A 23,400-nucleotide genomic window follows, 5' to 3' on the forward strand; every position below is an offset into this window, starting at 1 on the left:
TCCGACAAAAACCAAGGGCGCCCACTAGACGCCCACCGGTCGCGCCTCACCGCCCACGGGCGCCGCCGACGGCTCGACCAGGTGGACGCCAGCCGCACGTCGAACCGGCAGCCGCGTGACTGGTGAGCGGGACCTCACGCGGGTCTTGTTCGCATCCGGGGCTTCGGCGATGATCCGCGCGCTAGGAGGTGCGCCGTGTATCTCGCAGAGCTGTTCATCGAGAACTTTCGAGCATTTGGCTCAGAGAACCGTCAGGAGCACCTCCGCCTAAACCTCGGCGCAGGGTTGAACGTCCTGGTTGGAGAGAACGACTGCGGCAAGTCGTCCATCGTAGATGCCGTCAGGCTTCTCCTTGCGGCGCGGGCGCAGGACTCTTTCCGGCTGACCGACGACGACTTCCACGTTCGCGGTGACACGCGCGAGACGTTGCTCACCGTACGCGGCACGTTTAGGGGCCTCACCGAAGGCGAGAAAAGCCGGTTTCTGGAGTTTCTCACCGTTGAGGGGTCGGAGGAAACTCTCGTGATCACGCTCCAGGCAACTCGACGTGACCTGCCTGGTCGGGCCCGTCGGATCTTCGTGACGACGCGGGCGGGGCGCAAGCAGGACGGTCCGGCTCTTGAGGGGGAGGTGCGCGAGTTCCTCCAGGCCACCTATCTGCGCCCGCTTCGAGATGCCGAAGCAGAACTATCCGGCGGTCGGGGTTCGCGTCTCGCGCAGATTCTGGAAGCGCATCCTCAGTTCAAGGATCACGCGGTGGACGACTCGGGCAAACCCGATCCTCCGAAGACCCTTCTCGGCATCATGAGGCAGGCGGAGCGCAACGTTCAGAACAGCAGTCTCGTGAAGGAGACCGCGACGAATCTGAGCGATGATTACCTTATGCCGCTGTCCCTCGGCCCGAAGCCGTTAATCGGAGCGATGGGGGTCGCGCGGAATATCGAGCTGCGGCACATCCTGGAGAAGCTCGAACTGTGGCTCGCGCCCGACGATCCTCAAGAGCTTCGCACCCGCCGGGGTCTCGGCCTCAACAACGTCCTTTTCATGGCCGCCGAACTGCTGCTCCTGAGCGGCGAGGCGGACGCCGGCCTCGCGCTGTTGCTCATTGAAGAACCCGAAGCTCACCTCCACCCTCAACTCCAAGCCCGGCTCATCGAGTTCTTGGAGAACCGCTCCGAGCGCGTGACGGCGAAGCCCAAGTTGGACGCGCGCTCGCCCGCGGGAGAAGCGAAGGCGCACCCGCCTCCCGTCCAGATTCTGCTCACCACGCACAGCTCCCACTTCGCCTCGCGCGTGAACATCGAACGACTGATCATCGTCTCGGGGCGCCGATGCTTCTCGCTTGCACGTGGACACACCAAGCTGGCTGCGGCTGACTACGAATTCCTCCGCCGGTTCCTCGACGTAACAAAGGCGAACCTATTCTTCGCCCGTGGAGTGATGATCGTCGAAGGCGACTCGGAGAACCTCCTGCTACCGGTGCTTGCCGAGAAGATCGGCCGGCCGTTCGCGAAGCACGGAGTCTCTATCGTCAACGTCGGGAGCCGGGCGCTTTCCCGGTACGCGCGCATCTTCCAGCGAGCTTCTGGAGAGGGGCCCGACGTGCGCGTCGCGTGCGTCACCGATCTGGACCTTGTACCCGAACAGGCGACGTACGTTAGGGTCAAGGCGAACGACGATGACGACGAGGACAGGGAAACCAAGTCTCCGCCTACGCCTTCTGAGCGTGAAGCCGCTTTGAAGAGCGGCGATGGTGGGCCCGTGAAGACGTTCGTGTCGCACCACTGGACGTTGGAGTATGATCTGGCGCGTTACGGCCTCGATAGCGATATCCACCGCGCGATCTGCATCGGGATCCGCTCAAAGAACCGTCGGAAGAACACTGGAGGTGCGCTTACCGAAGAAGAACGCACGAAGGCCGCTCTGAAAGCAGCCGCGACGTACACGAAGCTCAAGGAAACATACGGGAAGGATGCCGACGCGATCGCAGCCGCAGTGTACAAGCCGTTATATGAAAGCAAGGCATCAAAAGCGGAGGTCGCTGAGATCCTCGCGAAGGAACTCGCCGATGACCCGCGCTCCGAAGCGGAGTTCCGGTCATTGCTTCCAAAGTACATCGTCGCGGCGATCGACTACGTGACAAGGCAGGACGCGGAGCCGGCGTCGTGATTGAGTTCAATGACGCGGATGTCCACTCCGTTCAGCAGGGCCTAAACTGCAGTTTTGAAGAGCCGCACGTCCGCTTCCTGAAGGCCACGACGGCGAGCGATCTTCACGCATGTCCAGGCAGCGGGAAGACGACTCTGCTCGTGGCGAAGCTTGTTCTGCTCGCTCGCAAGTGGCCGTGGCGTGACCGGGGGGTCCTCGTGCTCTCGCACACGAACGTCGCGAGGCGTGAGGTTGAGCAGCGGCTCGCGAAGGAGCCAGCCGCTGCGAGGCTTCTCGGCTACCCGCACTTCATCGGAACCATCCAGGGCTTCGTGGATCGCTTCCTCGCGTTGCCCTATCTGCGCGATGTTGGTCACGCGGGGGCGCCCGTCGAAGAGCCACGCGTAGACGATCAGGCGTTTGCCGAACGTGCGGAACGTCTCTTCTTCGGTCACGCGGGCTGGAAGGACTTCCCAACGGCGCGGGGCTGGCTGAAGAAAAGATACCCGCACGACAACGGCCTCGGAGTGATCTCCTCGCTCTACTACCGCGGCGCCGACCTAACGCTGAGCGCTTCGCCTAGCGGCGGTGTTCCGAAGGACCAAACGACCCCTACGGCGCGCCAGCTCCGGACCCTTAAGAACCGAGTAGCAGCCGAGGGCATCTTTCGCTACGCCGACATGTTTGGGTTCGCCGCAGCGTCCTTGAAAACGCGCCATTTTGTCGGAGATGCGCTCCGACATAGGTTCCCGTGGGTCTTCGTGGACGAGATGCAGGACACCTCCAACGAGCAGGAACGTCTGCTCTACGACCTATTCAAGGATCGGTCCGTCGTGTTCACGAAGATTGGCGACATGAACCAGGCGATCTTTGCGGAAGCGGTATCCGACGTTGAGCAGCCGGAACTCAAGTGGGCTCAGGCGATCGAACTTCCGCGATCGCAGAGGCTCGCACCGAAGTTGGCGACATTGGTGAGCCCTCTCGCCGTGGTTCATCCACTCGCGCTTCAGGGGAACGAGAAACGGCAGGACCGGACGCACACGATCTTCCTCTTCAACAACCGATCGATCGGAAGTGTGCTTCCGACGTTCGGCGACTTGATCCTCAAGGAGTGGGACGGCTCCCTGCCGAACAACTTCGTCGCCAAGGCGGTCGGCTTCCGGCGGCGCCCGCCCGAGAAAGCTGTCGTCCCAGCGAGCCTCGTTGATTACTGGGCCGACTTTGCGGAGCGACCCGCCGAACAGCCACTGCTTACGACACTGCTCCGTGCTGTCCGACAAGCGCGCCGCGTCGTCGAGGTGGAAGGAGAGTTCTTCGGTGCGTATCGCGTGGTCTCCGGTGCGTTGGCCCGACTTCTAGAACTTCATGAGGGCAACCGCGTGACCCGTCGAACTCTCAGCGAGCGGTGCAGAGAAGGCATGCTCGACGAACAGACTCTGAAGCGCGCGATGGCGAAGCTACTCCGAGACGACTGCACCTCCAGCGCAGACGCGTGGGAGAAGGCCGTGCAGCCCATCCGCGAACTGCTCCTCTCGGGAAAGACAAGCGGCGACGTCAAGAGTTACCTCGACTGGGAGACAGCAAATATCACGCCGAATCGCCCCACCGGGAGCCACGTATTCGTTCACCACGCCGGGTCGGCAACCGTCAGCATCGAGGTCGCAACGATCCATGCGGTCAAGGGAGAGACCCACGATGCGACGCTCGTTCTGGAGACGCTCTTTCACGAGCACGACGTAGAACTCGCGGTGCCGTTCCTCTTGCGTCAGGGAATCAAGAAGAAGAGGACGGGGCGCCTCGTCGAACATCTGAAGCGACTCTTCGTCGCGGCGACCCGCCCCAAGGAGCTGCTCTGCTTCGCCGTTCACGACAACCACGTCTCCGCCGAGCAAGAGCAGGCGCTCACTCTCTCGGGCTGGAGAATTCAGAGAGTCGCCGGAACGCTGTGAGACGCCGGTAGTATCCACCGCAGTGCGTTCCGTTCAGTGCCGCCGCTGTTCGTCAACCAGTTGGTTGGCGAACACTCCCACCGCGCAGCCGCCTGCGCACCTGCGTAACACCACCGCGGCGAAGCCCTCGAGGAGTGGCGGGGGCCGCGGGATGGTCGGGGCTGCGAGGCGAGCGGAGCCCTATCGGACGATCCGTAGCCGGTCTCGTGGCCGCCCGCCGATGGCGCCGCGACGTGCGGTGCTCGCGGCCGGCGCGGACGCGAGCGCGACGACGTGCGGCTCCAAGCGCGTGAGCGCTAGCGCGTCGTCGTCGCTGATCGCGCAGGCCGCCGCCAGGCGCCGCGCTCGCGGGCGGCGTGGCCGCGCGAGCGACGGCGAGCGGCGCCCCCCGCGCGGCCGCCACAGCGCGCCGTCACCGCTCCCCGTGCGCGGCGCCGCGCTGGGTCGGGCTTTCAGCCGACATCGTACAGCCCGGGGCGTGTGGCCGGTAGCGCGCTCTCGCGGCGGCGTGGACAGACAGCTGGCGGCAGCAGGCCGACACGCGCCGCAGCCGCGCAAGTCGCTGCGCGGTGGCGCACGCTCCGGACGGTACGAGCCCTGGCCCGTGTAGTGTTCTCGTCTAGATTCCGTTTGACGCCGATCCCGTGATCAGAAGAATGGGCCGCGTCGCCACGTTGCTCGCGTATTTCGGACGGCCGGGAGGGAGACGATGAGGACGACAGACCGGCAGAACTCATCGTCGGCAGTGTTCGCTCTCCTGCTCAGTGTCCTTCCCACGCAGGCAGACGCATCCGAGCTGAGTGCCGGAATTAGCTTCGGGGGGATCCAGGCTGGCACCGTGACGCACCTGGCGGTGAGCCCGCACGCGGGAATATCGTGGCGCATCAACGGCAACATCCTATTCAATGTTCGCGATCTGCTCAACGTCGTGCCTCCAATCCAGATAGGTGGGACCGGTGTCTACAATAGCACCATCGCCGCTCTCGGATATGGCTGGAAGAATGGCGATTTCAGTGCTGGCCCATCCGTCGCGATCTACTTCATGCCGGCTTGCGGAAGCTCATTGTGTGGACACGTCGCCGGGATGGCGGTAGGCGCGCATGCGCAAACCAACGCGTACGTTGCAGGGCCGCTCGGCGTGTCGGTGAGCGCCAATGTGGATTGGGTCGGCGGGAGCAGTCTTGTGCTCCCAGATCACGTGTCCGTGCTTGTCGTCGTTGGTCCTGTGCTTCGATGGAGTATAAGATGAGCGCAAGAATATTTTTGCTGATGATTGCGGGTCTTGCCATCTGCATCCTAGCGGCATGCAACTGGACGGTAGGAGACTGCTATCCCCGCGAGGAGTGGGTGAAGGGTGAAGGTGCAGGTGGACCAGTCGGGCCGCCCGTTCCTGTCATCACCTCCGTCGCGTCGGGTGACTTCGGGGCGGAGCCGCCGGAAGGCGGCGAGCGCAAGATCCAGTGCAACAAAACGGAGGACGAAGAAGAGGAGGAGGAAGAAGCGCGCCCGACACCGAGCCCAGAGAAGCCGGCAGATCCCTGCCAGCAGAGCGGCGCTCCGCAGATGGGGTGCACAGGTACTAAGCCGATTGACCCGCGGGCCTTCAAATTTGTTACGACCCTCGCCTACGATGGGACCAGCGTGGCAGGTGGGTGGCAGGAGGCAACCGCAAAACTGTTTTTTGGCCACAATCTAGAAGGCGACGCCGCGTGTGTGGTCATCGTCGGGATGCCCATACGAGCAAAGGCTTGGGGAATGATCTCAGCAGAGACCGCAGCGATCTATAGTGCCGATGTCGCGAATCGGTGCGCCGATTATCTATACGAGGATGGCGGTCGGGATCTCCCGCCGGGTATATTCTGTGACAGACACAAAGGCTGCATGAGAGAACGGTTTCCGAAGTATTACGAAGAACTTGGTGCCAGGGTCAAGTGATTCTATGAAGCACAGCATCGATGATCTGCTCGATATTGTCTATCGATACTATCGTCGTGGTGTTGGAGTCGCCGATAATGGCGATATTGACGCCCAGCTCTGCGAGAAGACGGAAGAGCACGCCCGGCTCGTGGCCGCGCGGGTCCAGGCATCAAAGGACGAGCGCTGGCACTCCATGCTGCGTCGCATCGGAGACCGCTTCCCTGGGATGCTCATGAACCACTCGCTACATCTCCCCACCGGCGGCTGGGACGGCTGCTATTCCTTTACGATCGAACTGCCCGATTCTACGGACCGAACCCTGTGGTTCCAAGTAAGCTTTCTGGCTCCTTACTACATCGTCCATAGCTCGCGCACGATCGAGATCGTCAAACGAACGAGGGACTTGCTCTCCGTCAACTTTCGAGGCATGCATATCCTTGTTCATCGAAGCCCGTTGGATCCAGGTTTCGTGTCGCACCCGGACGATAGTCTCAGGTTCGCTACCGTCAGGGAGAGATATGTGTCCTTTGATTTGCTGCCCGACGAGCAAGCATGTGCGGAGTGGATCTCACGTGACATTGAAGCGACCTTCGGTTGCGAGCGCATGCCGCCAGAGATCGGGACCGTGCTCGTACCGGACGTGACAGCGGGCCTGCGGCTTCCCGGGGAGGTAAGACTCTACGATTGCCTGTTTTCGAACCAGCATACATGGGTGAAGCCATCGCCGTCTGAAGTATCGGCGCCCTGTGCAGACATCGAAGCGAGCAAGCTTACGGATTCGCTGACTGCGGTGCTTACCGTGCTCGCGGCGCTCTATCAAATCGCATGGGCACTGATGCCTGAGGTGCAGAGCGGTTCTTCCTACTGGGTGGTGACGACGGATGGGGTCCTGCGCAAAGAGGAAGTATTGCGAGTGCTTGCAAAAGTTCGGGTGCTCATGGATCCGCCGAAGACTCCCCGCGGCATCGCTTCCAAGCGCGAACTCGAAGCTGCCATCCGCGAGATTGAAGCGCTGGTCGCTGGGTGGGATGGTGAAGGCGAGCCGCCAGCCTCCATGGTCGCTTGGGCCTCCGGCTTCCTGGCAAGTTGGCTCGTGGACTCGGACCCCCAAGCCTCCTCGTAGCCGTCGCCGAGATCCGCGCCGTCCGCCACGTGACGTGGCTGCGGCTACTCGGGAAAGCGAAGCGTCTCGTGGGCCTCGCCGCTCTCCCCCACCGTCGTGCTGCCATCGTGGTTCCAACTCGTGCCGCCCTTGCCCGGCTCGCCGGTCTCGATGGTGACGTTCTCGAGCGTGAGCTGGTCCTCGTCGAGGTAGGCGATGCCGATCGAGTCGCCGCCGCGCCCTGGGCCGCCGTAGCCGCCGGGCCCACCGTCGCCTCCACGGCCGCCGAGACAGGAGTAAAAACCATCCCCCAGCGCTCCGCCCCGTACGCCTCGGCCGCCTCGGCCGCCGCGCTGGGGGGGCCCGCCGTCGCCGCCCCTGCCGCCAAAGTCCGCCGTGATCTTGGTGTCGCGCACGGTCACCCGGGCGCCAAGCGCGAGGACGGCGATGGACGGCTGTCCGTTCGCTCCGCCGCGGCCTCCTCGGCCTCCGCAACCGCCGGCCCCTCCCGAGCCTCCTCCTGGGCCTCCCTTGGAGGCCACGCCGCACAGGGCGAGCCCGCCCCGACGACCGCCGCCCCCGCCGCCGCCCTGGCCCGGTGTGCCCCAGGTCCCTACGCCCCCCGTGTCGCCCTCCCATCCTGTCTCGGTGAGGCGTCCGATACCCTTGCCGGGCGCGCCCTGCGTCCCCGGAGCCCCCGGGCCCCCCTTGGATCCGACGTAGCAACTGGCGTTGTCCTGCTCTGCGGTACCACCGCGTCCCGAGGGCGAAGCGTCGGCGGGCTCCCCGTCGCCTCCATCCTCGGCGCTGTCGGGCAGCCCATCCCCTCCCTTGCCGCCAACGCTCGTGAGCCCGCTCTCGCATTCGTTCACGGCCGCAGGCCCGCCGGCAACGACGGTCGCCGAGCACGCGTCCCCACCGAAATTGCCATCCGGTCCGTCCGGTTGGCTGTACTGCCACTGCTCACCGGCTCTGCCTCCATTTCCTCCGCGGGTGGAGATCTCGCTCCGCAGGATCTCCACCGCCGTGTTGGACTGAATGAGTACGCCGACCTCGCCCGCCGAGCGGACGTAGAGATCGGCGAGCGTCGACACCCCGTCCGCGGCCCCCCTGTCCTCGGGGCCCGCGGGCTCGACGATCACCATGGGGCCGAAGACCGTCTTGTGAGAAAACGAGGACTGTGGGATTCGGGGGTCGCGATTCCATCGCCGGCAGTCGAAGCCTCCGAGGAGATCCACGCCGGATGGCATCCTGATCTGAGTCACCTCGAATCCGTCGTTGCAGATGAACACGCGCCCTCGTCCAGCGCGCGCGAGCTCGACGGCGCGCTCGACGGTGAACACCGGCTTCGCCTTCGTGCCGGGGTTCCCGTCGTCGCCCCCACCCAAGGCTCCGGCGACGAACACGCCGCAACCGTCGTCGATGATATCGGCAGCGACGTGCTCGACGCAGACCGACTCCGGCGGCGGCTCGCCCACGCACGAGGTGCCTTCACAAGGCGTCACGCCAGGGTCGTTCACCCCGGGCGCAGTTCCGCAGCCGATCGCCCACGGAGACAGCATAAGGACCAAGGTCGCTGCGGTGCTCTTGTTCATGTGCATCTCCTGACGTGCGCCGATCGGCACAGGGCGGTTCACTGAGGCGGTTCCGGGTCTGGCGCATCGAACCGGTACCAGAACACCTTGGTCCCGTCATGCCCCTGGCCGGAGTGGCTTTCCGGGGTTGCATTGCCGCCGAGCCCCCCGGTGCCGGGTTGTCCGGGCGAGACCGTCGCACGCGGCAAGATGGTCACGGAGGCGCCCACGGAGCCGATGCCGAGTGAGTGGCCACCGAGACCGCCGCCTGCATCGCCCCCGCGACCGCCATGGCCGCCAGAGCCGCCGTCGCACCCTCGCGACGTGTCGGTCACAGAACCGCGTCCACCTCGGCCGCCGTCCCAGCCAAAGCCTCCCCACTGGCCCGTTCCGCCGACCCCGCCATTGCCGCCCTTGGCCCCGAGGACCGTGCTGTCGTCACCGACCGTGAGGTCGCTCCCTTGCAAGGCCACGATCGCGATGCTCGCGCCGCCGTAGCCGCCTCCCTTGCCCCCCTTGCCCCCGCACCCGCCGCTACCGCCCGAGCCGCCGGCCGCACCGCTCTGGGGTCGACCTGCCGGACACGCGTTCATGTCGTCGCGCCCCTTGCCGCCGCCGCCCCCGCCGCCGCCCTGACCGGCGCCGCCCTTCTCCCCGTCCTTCCCGCGGACGCCGACCCATCCGTCGAGGCCCAGACGACCAGGGCCAACCGCTCCGGCAGCGCGCTCCGCAGGGGCGCCGTCTGCTCCCCTCTCCCCATCCTTGCACGGCATGCTGGACGCGCCACCGCCAGCCAAGCCGCGATTGTTCGGAGTCCCGACCGGTTCCGGCATTCCTGAAGTCCCGTCGCCGCCCGTCTCGCGGCCTCCATCGCCCCCCTGGCCACCCGTCGACTCGATGCCGTCGTCGCACACGGTCACGACCGGAAGGGCGCCCAGCGCCACGTCCGCGGTGCAGGCATCCACGCCGTTGTTCCCCACCACGCCGGCGCTCGCGCGGAAGCTTGGCGCGTCCTCGCCAGGCTCCCCATCCTTTCCGTCGCCTGCGAAGATCTCGCTCGCCCGCACGAACGCCCTGGCCCCAGGGCTCAGGAGCATCGCGATCGACGACTTGCCATCGCGCGCGGAGGCGTCGGCCGCCACGGCGCGCACGCCGAAGATCACCGATGTCGTGTCGTCCCTCGCGATGCGGCCATCGTCCCCCCCGAGGACCCGCACCGGGATCCCGACGGGCGGCGCGATGACGGTCAACGCGTGCTGCTCGTCGAGCGGCCCTCCGTAGGACCAGTCTCCGCCGGCACACAGACGACCGCCCCAGAGGTCGACACCCTGGGGGAGCGAGATGGCCTCCGCGAACAACCCGCCGCACGCGTACACGCGCCGTGTCGGCGCCTCGCCGCGGCTTCGCCCGTGCGCGGCGAGCCCGATCGCGTGTTGCAACGTCCTCACCGGCGCGCGCTTCGTTCCGGCGCTGTTGTCGTCGCCCTGCTCGCTGACGAACACCCCGCACTTGTCGAGCGCTGGCGCTGTGCCGGGCTCTCCCGCGCAGAGGTCGGGCGGAGGCTCCGGATCGGGAGCACACGCCAGCTTTGCCGAGCAATCCTCGGGATACGCCGCGCAAGCTGTCAGCGTGCTAGTTCCCCACACGCAGACAGCGAGAGCGGCGACCGACGTCACGGCGCTTCGGCACGCCAGCGAACTCGTACTCTCGGCCCCCCGCGTGCTCACCATACCCCCTCGATTCGCGCACCGATTTCGCTCCCATTCGCCACGGGCGAGACATCGACCCGATCCTGAGCCGGCGTGAATCGCAGGAAGGAGAAGTCCGTGAAGAACGACGCGGCGGTCACGGCACCGACGACACCGCCGGTGATCACCGTGGCCAGACCGGCGCGGCCGTGCATGTTGCGCGCGTCCAGCAGGCGCGCCAGCTCGCCACACGGCGAGTCCCGAGGCGCTTGCCAGCACATCGACGCGCTCGATGACGGCTCGCTTTGGAGCCGAGCTCGCCGGGCGCTCAGATCGTCGTCGAGCTTGCCCGCCCGGACCATGAGGATGGTGCCCACCGTCACGCCGGCCGTCGTGACGGCGATCCCCGTGATGCGCAGCGTCCCCGGCCAGGAGGCCCACGGGCTGGGAGCCTGCGCGCGCGCAGCGGGCAACGTGCGCAAGGGGGGCGGCGTCGCTGGCGCGGTATCCTTGGCGCTGCTCGCCTCGTTGGCGCTGCTCGCCACCGCACGGGGGAGCAGCTCCAGCGTCATCTCGTGCTCCGCGCCCACCACGCTGCGGAAACTCTGAAACGCCTCCGTGCGGCCCGGTGCGTGAGCCCGCACCATGACGTGTTGGCCCGGCTCGAAGAAGAGCGTGTAGGTCCGCGCGGTCCTCCCGATGCGCTCGCCGCCGATGAGCACCTCGGCGTCGGGCGGATCGACCGAGAGCAGGAGCGTGGCGACGCGCTTCACTGCCTCGCGCTGGCCTGCCTCGAATCGCCGCTCGAGCGCGTCTGGCAGCGCTTCGCGCTGTTCGAGGCTCTTGGCAAGGTGCTCGGCCGCATCGCGGTACTTGTGCAACGCGACCTCGCAGAGGCCGAGCTCGCCGGCGATCTCCGCCCGCTCTCGCTCGGTGCTGGTCGTCGGGTCTGTGGCCTCGAAAGCGGCCTTATAGGCAGCGTATGCCTCCGTCCACCGCCCGGCATTGCGCGCTCTCTGACCACGGCGAACATGGTCTTTCACCGATGAGCTGTCGCGCGGTCTCGCCTGTGGGGCGGAGATCGGCGGCGCTGAGAGACTTCCTGAAGCCTGTTGCGCCTTCGAGGGGCCATCATTGGCGCTGGCCGAGGTCGGAAAGCCCGTTGCGACCCCGAGCATGAGAGAAAGCGAGAGCGAATGCGCAATGAAACGCATCCGGTGACGGTACTTCCGACGGCTGTTCGGCGTCAACCGGCGGGGGCCGCGACACGCCGGCCGTTTGTGCGAGAATTGGCGGCCGCATGACGGAATGAGCTCGGCCGTCCTGATAAGACCGCTCAGATGTGGTCAAATGTGGTATGTGTGCGTACGTTGGCCGACCAAAAATCGCTCGTTGGTTCTTTTCTCTGAAGCACTTGGGTTGGCTCAAGTGTGCTGCTAACCGTGGACAAGCCCGCGACCGTCTCCCCCGGCTTCGAGCTCTTCCGACGCCTCGCCCGGCGCCACGGTGTGCCGGCGCGAAACGTCGAGGATGTCGCCCAGGACGCGCTGCTGCGGGGCCTGCAGGCCGACAAGCGGATCGAGCCGGGGGGAGACCCAGGCCCGTACCACGTCACGATCGCCATCAACCAAGCGCGCAACCACGTCCGTGACGCACACCGCCGCGGCGAGGTGCTGACATCGTTCGATGGGTGCGAGATCCAAGATGAGTGCCCCACGCCGGAAGAGCTGCTCCGGAGACGGCAGCGGGAAGAGATCGCGCGGCAGCTTCTGGATCGACTCGATCCCAAGTACCGAGATGTCTTGATCAAGCATGACCTCCAAGGGGTTCCGCTCGCCGAGATCGCGGCCGAGCAGGGACTTCCGCTGGACACGGTGAGAACGCGACACTGGCGGGCGCGCAAGGCGCTCCGGATCCAGCGGGAGCGGTGGCAGGAGCGACAGCGCGCTCAGGGATGGGACGACAGCGCCTGCGTGCCGCTTGCACTGGGCTTCCGCCGTCGCGCGTCGTGGGTGGCCTCGCTGCGCCGTCTGGGCCTGAGGATCCTCGTCCAGGTCGGGCTCGTCGTGCTGACGGGCGCGCTCGTCTCCTCGGCGGCATCGTTGCCCGACTCGGAATCGTGGCTCGGGGCGGCTGCGGTCCCTGCCACCCCGCACGCTGCGCAAGAGGCCGCCGCGTTCCCTGCGCGAGACGGCGTACCCAGCGCCTCGGCGCCCACCGGCGGAGAACGCGCGCACACCGCGGCGCCACCGGCCGCGCCGATCGCGCGCGAGAACTCGTCGCCGAAGGAGCAAGGGGGCGCGCACGGGCAGGCGGTGGCGAGCAGCAGGCCCGCTCCCTCGACGACGACCGAGCGCCGGCCCGCGTCTTCGGCGAGCGCCGTTCGACCGACCCGCAGCGAGCGCGAGATGAGCCTGATCACCCAGGCGCGGAGGGCCGTCGAGGCCCGCAACGCCACGGCGAACGTCGAGGCTCTCCGGCTGCTGAACACCCACGCGCGGGAGTTCCCCCGTGGGCGGCTGGTCGCCGAGCGCGAAGCGCTCCTCCGGCAGCTTCGCTGAATCCTCGGCTGTCCTTCGGCAGCTAGCAGGCGGGGACCCTGGTGACGTCTTCGGATGGCACAAGGCGGAGATCCGCCTTGCGTACCGACAAGAACGATCACGTCCGGGAGACGAAACGCGATGAATACGATGGAGGATCTACTTGGTGCGATGTGGCTCATCTCGCCGCTCGGGCTCGCAATGATAGCCTGCGTCGCGATCGGCTACGCGGTCACCGCGCGCGAAGCGCTGGGACGGGAGCGGGGGCTTCGCGAGGCGCGCGAGCTCACTCACGATGACGAGGAGGCCGCCCTCACCGATGCGAAGGAGCAGGCAGCGGCGGAGCGGGATCGATACCGGCGCCTCCTGGACTGTCACGTCGATGCGGTGCTCGCCGCGCTGACAGACGTCCGCGCGCGCCCCGTCCTCTCGCCAGGGAGGGTCCTCGAGTCGTGCTGCGCGACGATGCCTTCGTGGAGGAGGAAGCTGGCCGAGAGCACGGGGTTGGAGCCGACGGAGGTGGAGCGGCTCCTGAGGAGCGACCTCCCGATGACCCCCGGCCTTGCCCGGCAGCTCGAGGCCTTCACCGGCACGCCTGCTCGGTACTGGGAGCGCCTGTGGCGGCTACACGACGACCGTCGAGCCGACGCAGAGGAGACCGTGATGATCCAGGTCGGCGAGCCCGTCACCAAGCGCGAGAGTGCGGCGCGTCGCGCGGAGTCGGCGCCGCTGACTCCGCCGACGATACCTCCACGCGCGCTCGACGTTCCTCCGCCTGTGGCGCCGTCTCCCGTGCTTGCGGCCAAGAGCCCGCGGGCGAAGCTACCGCCGCCTCCACTGCCGCGGCTTCGGTCGCCGCTCCCTGTCCGCGCCGCCATGGGGGCCGATCTCGCCCGGCGCGCGGGGACGCTGACGAGCTTCCCGCTACAGCGTGACGAAGGGGGGGCGAGCCCTGCCGACGCGTCCGATTCGGAGGAGGCCGAGCGCTCTCCGCTGAACAAGACATTTCCGGGAGTAGGGAGCCATGGGTGAGCGTAGCCGTGCCTCGCGTTCAGCGCAGGGGAGGATTGCCCAAGGGTGGTCCTCCCCCGGTTCCGCGGACAGTCTCACTATGCCGCGCGCGCGGTCACGTAGGTCTTCAATTCGAACTCGATCGGGCTCATGTAGGCGAGCCGTGAGTGCCGTCGTTTCAGGTTGTAGAAGTTCTCGATGTAGTCTCCGATCGATGCGATGGCGGCCGCTCGCGTCGGGTAGCGCTCGTGCTCGACCAGCTCCGCCTTCAGCGTCGCGAAGAAGCTCTCGGCCACGGCGTTGTCCCAGCAGTCGCCGGCGCGGCTCATGCTCGGGATGAGCCCGTGGGTCCCGAGCACGAGCCGGTAGTCGTCGCTGGCGTAGGGGCTGCCACGATCCGAGTGGTGCACCAGCCCAGGCGCCGGCCGCCGCGTTCCCAAGGCGAACGCGAGCGCGGTGAGCGCCAGGGCGCGATCGTTGAACGCGCTCGCGGCCCAGCCGACCACGCGGCGCGAGAACAGGTCCAGGATCACGGCCAAGTACAGCCAGCCCTCGCCGGTGGGAATGTACGTCACGTCCGTCACCCAGACCTGGTTGGGCGCTCGAGCATCGAATTGCCGCTCGATCACATTCGGGGCGATCGGGCCGTTGTGCCGCGAGTTGGTGGTGCGGCGGAAGCGCCGCTTCCTCCGAGCCGCGAGTCGTTGAGCTCGCATCAGCCGCTCGACCCGTTTCTTGCCGACACGCATGCCGCGAGCACGAAGTTCCGCGTGGATGCGCGGACTGCCGTAGCGGCCACGGCTCTTGTGGTGCACGGCCCTGATCTGTGCGCTCAGTTGAGCGTCGGACTTGGCCCGCGCGGACTCCGAGCGCTTGGCCCACCCGTAGTAGCCGCTGCGCGAGACGAGCAGCACCGCGCACAGTACCAGCACCGGGTAGTGCGCCTTCTCCGCGTCGATGAACTCGAACCTCACTCGTTTTCCTTCGCGAAGAAGGCCGCCGCTTTTTTTAAGATCTCGCGCTCCATCTCCAGCCGCTTCACGTCGCGGCGCAGCCGCTGCAGTTCCTCACGCTCCGGCGTCGTCAGCGCCCCCGGCGGGCCGTGGCCCGCGTCGGTGTCCGCGCGCTTGATCCAGTCGCGCAGCGCCGTCTCGGTCAGGTCGAGGTCCTTCGCCACCTGGCCGATGCTCCGGTCGCTCGCCTTCGCCAGCCGTACCGCCTCCGCCTTGAACTCGGGCGTGAACGCCCTCCTCTTTCTCCGTCCCATCCCTGCCTCCTGGTGCCGTCGGGGGTGTCGACGGAAGCGGGGGAGGACCAGGGGGGTAAGGCCATGGATCGTCCGAACGAAGGCAAGCGCGCTGAGGCGTACGCGCGCTTGTTTTGCCCGATGTTGGTTCGTTCCGTGCTGCGCTGGTTGGAGAGGCTGGGGGTTCCACGGTGCCATCGTAGCGACGTCGCGGGCCAAGTCTGGGTCAATGTCTGCGAGAGCTGGCACAGGTTCGATCCGAAGCTCGGCAGGCCGGAGCGCTGGTTGAACACGATCACCGTACACGTTGCCGCGCACTACCACGAGCGGGCGCAGCACCGCAGGGAGGAGCTGGTCGATCTGATCGAGGTGCTTGATCCGGCGCCGGATGCTGCTGCTGTGATGGAGTCCGACAACGTCAGGGCCAGCACCATCGATGCAGTGAATGAGCTCGTTCCGGAGCTGCGATTTGTTCTCGTGGCACATGACCTGAACGGAGTTCCGATGGCTCAGGTAGCGCAAGACGCAGGGGTGCCTCTCTCCACGATATACAAGCGCCGCACAAGGGCCATCGGCGCGCTACGCGACATCATCAGGTGTCGGGAAGCCGGGGAGACCTTCACGCGGAGAGCGCGGCTGCAATGAGCGTCAAGGGTCTGGTTGTTCACTTCCGGCGTGACTTGGATGACCATGAGGCGGAGCGAATGATCGACGCTCTTATGATGATCAAAGGCGTCGTCAAGGTGTCACCCGTCGAGGCCGGTTACGAGGACGACCTGAACCGGCAGCGGGTCAGGCGAGATCTGCTCGACAAGATGCGCGCGCTTCTGGGCGAAGAATAGGCGTCGAACTCGGCGCTGGCGGACCGGGGTTCGAGGCCGTCGGCGTCGGCCGGTCACCGAGCCCGCCGACCCGTGCGTCACCCTCTGGTTTCACGTCTTCCACGTCGCGGCGCTGCGACGTCGGCCGGCGCTCCCATGGTCTCGTGTTCGATCGACGTGCGCAGGGCCCCGCTGTGCCGCCCGCGTTCAGCGTCGCCGTGCGCCGGCTGGATAGGCATGCCTGGACGTCCGCGCGCCATCGCCGGGTCTGGCCGGTCTGACGTGAAGGCCACCGCTGTCGGTCGGTCTCGCTCCCATGGCGGGCGCGGGTGGCGTGAGCGGCATCACGGCGGCGCACGCCGACCGCCCCCGAGGCGGGCCCGCTGGTGTGGCGACGTCCGCGGGCTGCGCGTCTGGAACCGGACGCCGTCGCCGTGCGTGACCGTTCCGCGCGCGGGCGGCTCGTCGGAGCGCGTTATGGGACAGACAGCGGTCACGGCGCGCTGACGGCCGAACACCGGGGGGCTGCGCACGATGCCGCCCGTGCAGTGGCGTCGCCTGCCGGCGCGGCCCGACGACCACCCTTCTGGAGCCGCTGGCGGCGCAAGGATAGCTGCTGCTGCCATACCGAACCGCCGTTGCTGTGGTGTTTCGGGTTCGGGACGGAGCCTGAACGAGAGCCCGCGAGGAGGCCCGAAATGGTAATTCTGACGATCCGGTAACTCGTCGCGAGTTACCGGGATCTGGTCAGCCGGGGAAGCCGCTTTGGTGACGCGCAGTTAGGCCGTTTCGAGGGAGCGCCAGAGGACCCGATTTTGGGGGGCGTGAAGGGGTCGATTTGGTAATTCTGCGCGGGGTCGGCTGAGGGGCTCCGGCGAGCCGGTCACCTCCGGCGTGTCGCATACATATGCGACAGGGCGGCGCACGGCGGGCAAGACCGCGGCGCACCCCAAGCGGCGCAAGCTAGGCGGACGCCCGCGCGGCCCGCCGCAGCGGCGGCGAGCTGGCCCCGCTCGACGGCCGGGCCGTGGGATCACCGGCGGGGTCACCCCGCACACCGCGGTCACGTGATCGAGTTCCAGGGGATGCCCCTCAGGTCACGGTGTCACGTGAGACCCGGCATCCTGTTGGTCGCACGCTACATCGCACTGTAAAGCCGTCGCCCTCGCATGCTGTCGACTCTTGTACTCTGCTTTAACGCTCTTTAAGGTTGAACGAAAAATGAAGGCTTCGCTGTGGCAGGTTTGTGGCTCCGTGCTTTTGTAGACGCATGAGCTCGCGGCGCTGGTACGAGCTTGCGTGCGGAGTTGTCCGCGCGCCGAGCCACGTCCTCGAAGAGTGTTTTCAGATGAACAAGCAGACCCGGTGCCACCTGCGCGCGATTGCACGGCTGCACCCCGAGATCGGCAACCTGTGCGATCAGCTTGAGGCGCCCTGGAACGCCGTGCGCAGGATCGCGCACGCACCGGGTGCCGCGGCGCAGTGGGAGCGCGCGACGCAGGTGCTCGGTGAGCTCGTGGAGAAGCGCCAGGCGACGGCGCCGCGCCGGTCGAGGCTGGAGGCTGCGCGCCTGGAGGCGCTGAAGCGAATGGGACCGCCGATGGAGGGGCGCGGAAAACTTGCAAGCAGCCTGCGAGCCGCGTGGGAGGCGGCGGAGCGTGGGACCACCGCGGTCCCAAGCCCACGACCGGGCGATCGGCTTGCTCGTCCGCGGTGCAGCGCTGCTCGCCGGGAACCGCGCCAGTCGAACACATGAAGCGGCGTCGCGTTGGAGGTTCGCCGCGTACGTCTTCCGTACGTGCTTATCGCGCCCGCTCGCCGTTCCTATTCAGGGAGCGGGCGACGCTGGCGCACGGGCGACGTCGTGCAGCTCCAGGTGCGTCAAGGAGTGCGGTCGCGGCGCCGGTACGCCGCAGCCCTCAGCCCGATGGACGACGCCGACGACGCAACGCTCGCCGACGTCCGCCTCGATCCTCTGCGACGGTGTCGCGCTCGCCCGGGGTGGACGAATGGTGGTGCCAAGCTCACGCTCGAGGATCTCGGTGCCGGTTAGGCGTGGAGCGGCGCCCCGACCGGCGGGCCGCGCCGTCTGCTCCGGCGCCGTGAACGACGCCAGCGCGATCGCGGCCTCCCTGGCGCCCATCTCGACGCCGCGGCCGCTGCGCGGCTCGACCAGGCCGCGGCGCCGAGTCCGCGCTCGAGGAGGATGCCGTAGACGTGGCCGACCTCGACCAGGTGGACGGCGACGGCCCGGAACTCGCGCGGTGCTTCTACCTCGGGCAGATGATCCCACTGGCCCAGGGGGCGACCCCGCGGCGCGCCCGAAACACCGACGCCGGCCACTCCGCGCGGGCGCTGAGCGCCGGTGTCCTGTCACCAGCGCCCGACGTCGCCCCCGATCCCGCACGGCCGCGCCGAGCGCGCCGGCGTTCACCGCGACGCGCGCGGCCGCTCGGGGTAGCGTTAGCAACGGACAAGAACCGTCGCCAATGATCGACGTTCGGGCGTTGCCGAGGGGCGCGAGTTCGGCGAGATGCCGACGACGACGGGATCGATGGCGAGCCCGGCGCGGTCGCTGGCCCCCTACAGACCCAGGCCATCGCCTCAGTGACGTTTTTCTTGTCCCGTTGCTATCGCGACCCCTCTCCGGCGGCGGGGCCTACTCGCTATGTTCAGGAAGCTGACCGCGCAAGCGTCATTATCTGCCCGTTGCCACCGGTATTCCGAAACGCGTGAGCTCGCCCGAACCACGGGCCACGGCCTGATCGGGGCACTTTGGGGCTAAGTCGAGCGCGCCACGGTCATTGAGGGCGACGTTGTCCGCCGCCTCAGGCTGTAGGGCGACACAATCATTCGGGTTGAATATCCGCTTTCGACCCCAACTCGCCGAGAAGTCGTCACGACGCTACTACTTGAGGTGCCGGTGCGCCTTCTTCCGCACCGAGGCGAGCGCTTTCGAGACCGGGCTATGATTGGCGTAGCCCAACTCGGCGGCGATCTCCGTCGCCGTGGTGAAGCCGTTTCGTAAACAAACGATGACCCGGCGCTCCCGCTCGTTCAGCATGGTGAAGAGGTGCTGCCACAAGAGGCTGCGCTCGACCTCGACCTCCACGTCCGGCGCATGTACGGGTACCGTCTCATCCAGCTCGACGAAGACGACCTTCGTCTTCGAGCGCTTTCGGTAGAGCTTCCTCTCGAAGTCCTCCTTCACGTGGGACCACCGCGGCGAGAAGTCGTCCTGAACTCGGTTCGACTCGATTGCGTCAACCAAATCACGGAGCTTCCCGTGCTCATCTGCCGCTTCGATCAGCTCTTTGGCAGCGTCGCGCGCATCGTCTTCGCCCCGCCAAACGTGACCGCCATAGCAAGGCCGACGAGCATCGGCGTTCAGTTCCCGCTCGACGACACGCTGAAGCTCTTCTTGGTCGCGCCGCTGTTGATCGTTCTCGAAGGGCACACGTCCAAGCGCCTGAACCCGACGCTGGGCAACCACGTCGACGTACGGCAACCAGAAGTCGAGGCAGTGGGCGAGCAGACGAACCGGCTCGTTCTTGTCGAAGGCCGACATCGACGACCTGGGACAGAGCAGAGGCCAGAGGTGGAACGCCAGCGCCTGAGACAGCCGCTCGATTCGGTGCGGCACGTTGGTTCGCTCCCATGCGGGCGCGAGCATGGGCCAGGTTCCACGGCGAGGCGGCAAGCCGAACCTGTCGAGGGTGGCGCGCGGAAGAAGCGAATAGAGGGGCTCGTAGCACGAGAGCCGGTCCTCCTCGCCCACGAACGGAACGAGCCGAAAGTTCGCGTCGGCGTGCCGGTCAATGATACTCACCACGTGCTCGGGCAGACGCTCGTGGAAGTCTTCGGGCCGCACCGTACCCCACTCCCACATGAGGTTCCACTGGGAAAGAGCGACCCAAGCGGCGTCGTCGCTCCTCTTGACGGGAACGAAGACGTACTGGGGAGGCGGTGGCGGCGTGCGGGGCACGACGACGAGCTTGTAGAAGGATGCCGACGACACCGTGCCGAGGGCCGGGTAGTTCTCCGGAACGAGCAGCTCCGGGCGAGAGGCGAACGGTTCAGGTAGCGTGTTCATGGGGTACTACAAGCTCACGGCAGTTCGCCGCCGATCCGTTCCGCCTATTTTTGGTGAGCTGCCGTCCGGCGTCCACTTGCGGCGCTTTCGTGATCCCCTGACATCGGGGCCGAGGCCCCCGGCGGAGCGCCGTCGCGGTCGCTTACGTACCGCTGACCGCCCCGCGTGCAGGCCGCCCAGCGCCAGCGAAACGGGTTGAAGGGACGCGCGACCGCGCCGGGCTCGCCATCGATCCCGTCGTCGCCGGCATCGTGCCGAACTCGCCCCTCCGACGTCGACCCTTGGCGATGGTTTTTGTCCCGTTGCTGTAGCGGCCCCGCTCCGCAGCCGATCAGGGGCCGCGGCGCGAAGCCCGCCAAGCCCGGCGCTCGCGGAGCTCGCCAGCGCCGCCGCCGAACTCCGGGGCGCTGAGCACCGGCGTCCAGTGACCAGCGCGCGACGCCGCCCTTATCCCGTGCGGCCGCCCCGCGCCCGGCCAGGGTGCCGACGGCCCCGAGCTCGCCGACACCCGTGGCCGCTCGCGGTCGACCAGCGGCCGCGGCGCCAAGCCACGGACTCGCGGAGCTCGCCGGCGACGGCCCCGACCGCGCGCGGCGCTTCTACGTCGAGGAGCGGATCCCGAACTCGGCGGCCCAGGTGGCGCGCGAGAACGTTCCTCCTCGGGCGTCAGTGGCACCGCCGGGCGGATGAGTCCCACAGCTGGGCGCTTCTACCTGGAGGAGGAAACGATCCCCCTGCGAGGAGACGATCCCCTGGCCGAGGGGCGCTCCCCGCGGCGCGCCCGTGCCGCTCCCCCCTCGGCGGCGACATGGCCGAGCTCGATCAGGTGGAGGGCCATAGCCCCGAGTTCGCCGACGTGCGCCTTGACCTCCGCCCCCACGCCGCCGCGGTGGGATGCCGCCGAGCTCGCCTCGAGCTGCTCGCCGGGCAGCGCGGCACGAACTCGGCCAGGTCGACAGCGGCGCTCCGCCTCGACCGGGTGGACATCGACCAGATGGACATCGACGGCCCCGAGCTCACCGGCGTCCACCTCGACCCCGCGGCCGCTCCCCCTCCTGACGCCTCCCCAGGCGAGCGGCGCCTCAAGCAAGCGGCGCCCGCTCGGGGGCTAGAGCCCCCCGCGCCTCCTCGCGGTGCTCACCCCTCCCGAGGTGAGCGCTCTCCTGCATGGCATCACCGGCGTCCCGCCACTCATGGCCGCCTCCCCTGCGGCCCCGGCCTCCGTCCTACTTGTATGCGCCGAGCTCCGCGTGAAGGACGTCGACCTCGAGCTCCGCGAGACCCTCGTTCGCACGTAAGTCCCACAGGTTGCAGCACGCTGGGGCGTGCGAGCGCGCAGGCTTGCCGGCCGCTTCCCCATGGAGTAGCGTCACGGACGTTCAGCACTACCGTTCAGGAGCCGCCCGATGGCTACCCACAAGCAAGTCGCAAGCGAGTACGCCGCCCGCCTTCGTGCTGCCAGCACGACCACGGTCGTAAAGAAGACAGCGTCTGAGGGGTCGAAGCCCACCATCGAGACGTTCAGCGAAGAGCTCGAGAGAATTTTTCGCGACGTTGACTCCCGGGTCTACGAGAACACCCAGACGCGGATCTCGGACGGAACCAGGGAGGAGATTCTTGCCGAGCTTGACGACGCACTCGGATTGCGGCGTGGGACGATGTCCCTTGTCAAGAAGGGCTCCGTGCAAGCCACTATCAATTACCAGCAAGTTGTAGCGCAGTTGCTTGCGCAAGTGTCCTATAAATAGAGCAACATGCTACCCATGAAGACACTATTGCTCGATGAACTGGACCCCTTGCCATCCGTGGACTTCGTGCTCGTTACAGCGGTCGACGTCGAACGTGACCGCATGCTCGCGCATTTCTCACCACTCAATGGCCAAGAGGCTATTGTCAAACTTCCGTGGACCGAGAGCACGTACTTCTTGGGCAAGTGTGGCCGATACGTCTGTGCTCTTCTCCTTTGTGATGCAGGGTCGGGGGGACGAGATGGTTCGATTCTTGCCGTGGTCGATGCGATCACACGATGGTCCCCCAGGGCAGTCATCATGCCCGGAATCGCATTCGGTGCTGATTCCGAGAAGCAAGTCATCGGCGATGTTCTGGTGTCGACCCAGGTGATTCCGTATGAACTTGAGCGGGTCGGCACGAATTCGCGGATCCCGCGGGCTCCACATCCCGAATGCGGCCAGGTTCTTCTTAATCGGGTCAAGAACCTGTTTTGGACGTGGGACACTGCATCAGGCAAGACGAGAAAGCCCAAACTCGGACCGGTGCTTTCTGGTGAGAAGCTAGTCGATAACCCTGATTTTAAGCGTTCGCTCCTTGAAACGCATAAAGCGGCAATCGGCGGAGAAATGGAAGGTGCCGGCCTCTACGCTGCTGCCGCGCGGCGCAAGGTTGAGTGGATTCTCATCAAAGCGATCTGCGACTGGGGAGAGGGCAAGAACGACGACCACCACGAATTGGCCGCTAAGAATGCGTGCGCAATGGTTGCGGCGCTTCTTGGTGAACCTGGTCTTGACGCGCAGGACTTCGGACTTGCCCCTAAGGAGCCCGAGACGCGTATCGCGCGAGAGATGCGTACGGCCAGGTGGGCGATGAACTTCAAGGGGGTTCAGTCGGCAATTCGCTCTACCGAAGAAGCCCAGAACCGCACCGGCAAGACACTTGCCGAGTTTATCCTGAGCAATAGTAACACCGGCCCTTCAGGGGAACCTGTTATCCCTAAGGAGTTGCAGCATCGAGTTTCGGTTCTTCAAGGAGAAAATGAACGCGCTCTTGAAACATGGCTGAACGCATACAACGACGGCTGCGCGCAATATCGATCGGGAGATGTAGATCCCGCTCTCTTTGTGAGTGCTTTTGGCCGTGAGATTCGGGAACTGTTCGAGCACACCGGACCGCATTCCCCGCGTCTGTTTCCTCGCGAGACGAGTCCGTATGAAGCACTGTGGGATGTCTACGCGGAGTTGCAGGGGTTACCTTCTTAACAAGATGGCACTGCCAGAAACTCGCTTGGACGGCGAGTTCGAGGCTAACAAGCGGCGAAAGCCGAGAAGCCCACTGCCTGGACGACCGAAGCCGCGCAATGAGTCGGCAGCGCGCAGCACGCCGGAGCGTCGACGTTGGCGGGCTTCGCAGCTTGTCCGCGGCGGTTCGAGGCGGTCGGGCCGTGGCGCAGAGAGCGCGCTCGAGAACCTCCCGGCGACGTGGACGATCTCGGTCGGGTGGACGGCGACGACCCCGGGGTCGTGGGGCTGGGCAGCCGAGGTGCAGGTGATCTCAGCCGCCGTAGCGGTCACCGAAGG

At 66.6% G+C, this 23,400-nt stretch carries 16 protein-coding genes; 11 read left to right on the forward strand and 5 right to left on the reverse strand.

All coding sequences use genetic code 11. The features are described 5' to 3' along the window. Positions 1-195: 195 nt before the first annotated feature. From NQZ70_RS16630 to NQZ70_RS16645, 4 genes are all read left to right on the forward strand, one after another. Positions 196-2,169 (forward strand): ATP-dependent endonuclease, encoded by a 1,974-nt coding sequence (locus NQZ70_RS16630; protein WP_129575083.1) that lies wholly within the window; start codon positions 196-198, stop codon positions 2,167-2,169. Beyond that, complete coding sequence (locus NQZ70_RS16635) at positions 2,166-4,097, forward strand: UvrD-helicase domain-containing protein (protein ID WP_165373998.1); 1,932 nt, start codon at positions 2,166-2,168, stop codon at positions 4,095-4,097. Before NQZ70_RS16630 ends, NQZ70_RS16635 begins: the two co-directional genes overlap by 4 nt. A gap of 1,245 nt (positions 4,098-5,342) precedes the next feature. Further along, on the forward strand, positions 5,343-6,032 hold the full coding sequence (locus tag NQZ70_RS16640; RefSeq protein ID WP_237245364.1) for a hypothetical protein: 690 nt from the start codon (positions 5,343-5,345) through the stop codon (positions 6,030-6,032). A 4-nt stretch (positions 6,033-6,036) separates the two neighbouring features. Next, positions 6,037-7,137, forward strand: a complete 1,101-nt coding sequence (locus tag NQZ70_RS16645; RefSeq protein ID WP_129575086.1) for a hypothetical protein — start codon at positions 6,037-6,039, stop codon at positions 7,135-7,137. Between the two features lie 44 nt (positions 7,138-7,181). Here the strand turns inward: NQZ70_RS16645 and NQZ70_RS16650 are convergent, their stop codons facing one another. From NQZ70_RS16650 to NQZ70_RS16660, 3 genes are all read right to left on the reverse strand, one after another. After that, positions 7,182-8,711: a hypothetical protein gene (locus NQZ70_RS16650; RefSeq protein ID WP_207217866.1), complete on the reverse strand. Its 1,530-nt coding sequence runs from the start codon at positions 8,709-8,711 to the stop codon at positions 7,182-7,184. 38 nt (positions 8,712-8,749) lie between these two features. After that, the gene (locus NQZ70_RS16655; RefSeq protein WP_237245365.1) at positions 8,750-10,192 is read right to left on the reverse strand and encodes a hypothetical protein; all 1,443 of its coding nucleotides are present in this window, start codon (positions 10,190-10,192) and stop codon (positions 8,750-8,752) included. Between the two features lie 221 nt (positions 10,193-10,413). Next, positions 10,414-11,592: a tetratricopeptide repeat protein gene (locus NQZ70_RS16660; protein WP_129575089.1), complete on the reverse strand. Its 1,179-nt coding sequence runs from the start codon at positions 11,590-11,592 to the stop codon at positions 10,414-10,416. Positions 11,593-11,886: 294 nt separating this feature from the next. On the opposite strand from NQZ70_RS16660, the gene NQZ70_RS16665 reads away from it, so the two are divergent. Continuing rightward, positions 11,887-12,939: an RNA polymerase sigma factor gene (locus NQZ70_RS16665; RefSeq protein ID WP_324293060.1), complete on the forward strand. Its 1,053-nt coding sequence runs from the start codon at positions 11,887-11,889 to the stop codon at positions 12,937-12,939. A 120-nt stretch (positions 12,940-13,059) separates the two neighbouring features. Next, entirely contained in the window at positions 13,060-13,950 is an 891-nt protein-coding gene (locus NQZ70_RS16670; RefSeq protein WP_237245366.1) for a hypothetical protein, read from the forward strand. A 77-nt stretch (positions 13,951-14,027) separates the two neighbouring features. On the opposite strand, the gene NQZ70_RS16675 is transcribed toward NQZ70_RS16670, so the two are convergent. Next, positions 14,028-15,196 (reverse strand): IS3 family transposase gene (locus NQZ70_RS16675; protein ID WP_129572590.1). Its coding sequence is split into 2 segments (ribosomal slippage): positions 14,028-14,944 and positions 14,944-15,196, totalling 1,170 coding nucleotides; the frame shifts between segments, so codons are not numbered across the junction. Between the two features lie 63 nt (positions 15,197-15,259). Between NQZ70_RS16675 and NQZ70_RS16680 the strand changes: the two genes are divergently transcribed. The 3 genes from NQZ70_RS16680 to NQZ70_RS16690 all read left to right on the forward strand — a co-directional run bounded on the left by NQZ70_RS16680 (position 15,260) and on the right by NQZ70_RS16690 (position 17,752). After that, complete coding sequence (locus NQZ70_RS16680; protein WP_129575091.1) at positions 15,260-15,820, forward strand: sigma-70 family RNA polymerase sigma factor; 561 nt, start codon at positions 15,260-15,262, stop codon at positions 15,818-15,820. Beyond that, positions 15,817-16,017 carry a hypothetical protein gene (locus NQZ70_RS16685; protein ID WP_129575092.1) on the forward strand — a complete coding sequence of 67 codons (201 nt, stop codon included), beginning with the start codon at positions 15,817-15,819 and terminating at the stop codon, positions 16,015-16,017. The genes NQZ70_RS16680 and NQZ70_RS16685 overlap by 4 nt, the downstream gene beginning before the upstream one ends. Before the next feature lie 1,327 nt (positions 16,018-17,344). After that, positions 17,345-17,752 carry a hypothetical protein gene (locus NQZ70_RS16690; protein WP_237245367.1) on the forward strand — a complete coding sequence of 136 codons (408 nt, stop codon included), beginning with the start codon at positions 17,345-17,347 and terminating at the stop codon, positions 17,750-17,752. A gap of 1,152 nt (positions 17,753-18,904) precedes the next feature. Here NQZ70_RS16690 and NQZ70_RS16695 read toward each other — a convergent pair. Beyond that, positions 18,905-20,089 (reverse strand): sigma-70 family RNA polymerase sigma factor, encoded by a 1,185-nt coding sequence (locus tag NQZ70_RS16695; RefSeq protein WP_129575094.1) that lies wholly within the window; start codon positions 20,087-20,089, stop codon positions 18,905-18,907. Positions 20,090-21,495: 1,406 nt separating this feature from the next. On the opposite strand from NQZ70_RS16695, the gene NQZ70_RS16700 reads away from it, so the two are divergent. Both NQZ70_RS16700 and NQZ70_RS16705 read left to right on the forward strand, forming a co-directional pair. Then, positions 21,496-21,837: a hypothetical protein gene (locus NQZ70_RS16700; protein ID WP_129575095.1), complete on the forward strand. Its 342-nt coding sequence runs from the start codon at positions 21,496-21,498 to the stop codon at positions 21,835-21,837. A 15-nt stretch (positions 21,838-21,852) separates the two neighbouring features. Next, entirely contained in the window at positions 21,853-23,082 is a 1,230-nt protein-coding gene (locus NQZ70_RS16705) for a hypothetical protein (RefSeq protein ID WP_165373999.1), read from the forward strand. The last annotated feature ends 318 nt before the right edge of the window (positions 23,083-23,400 follow it).

This window comes from Sorangium sp. So ce836 (assembly GCF_028553905.1).
GTDB lineage: Bacteria > Myxococcota_A > Polyangia > Polyangiales > Polyangiaceae > Sorangium > Sorangium cellulosum_D.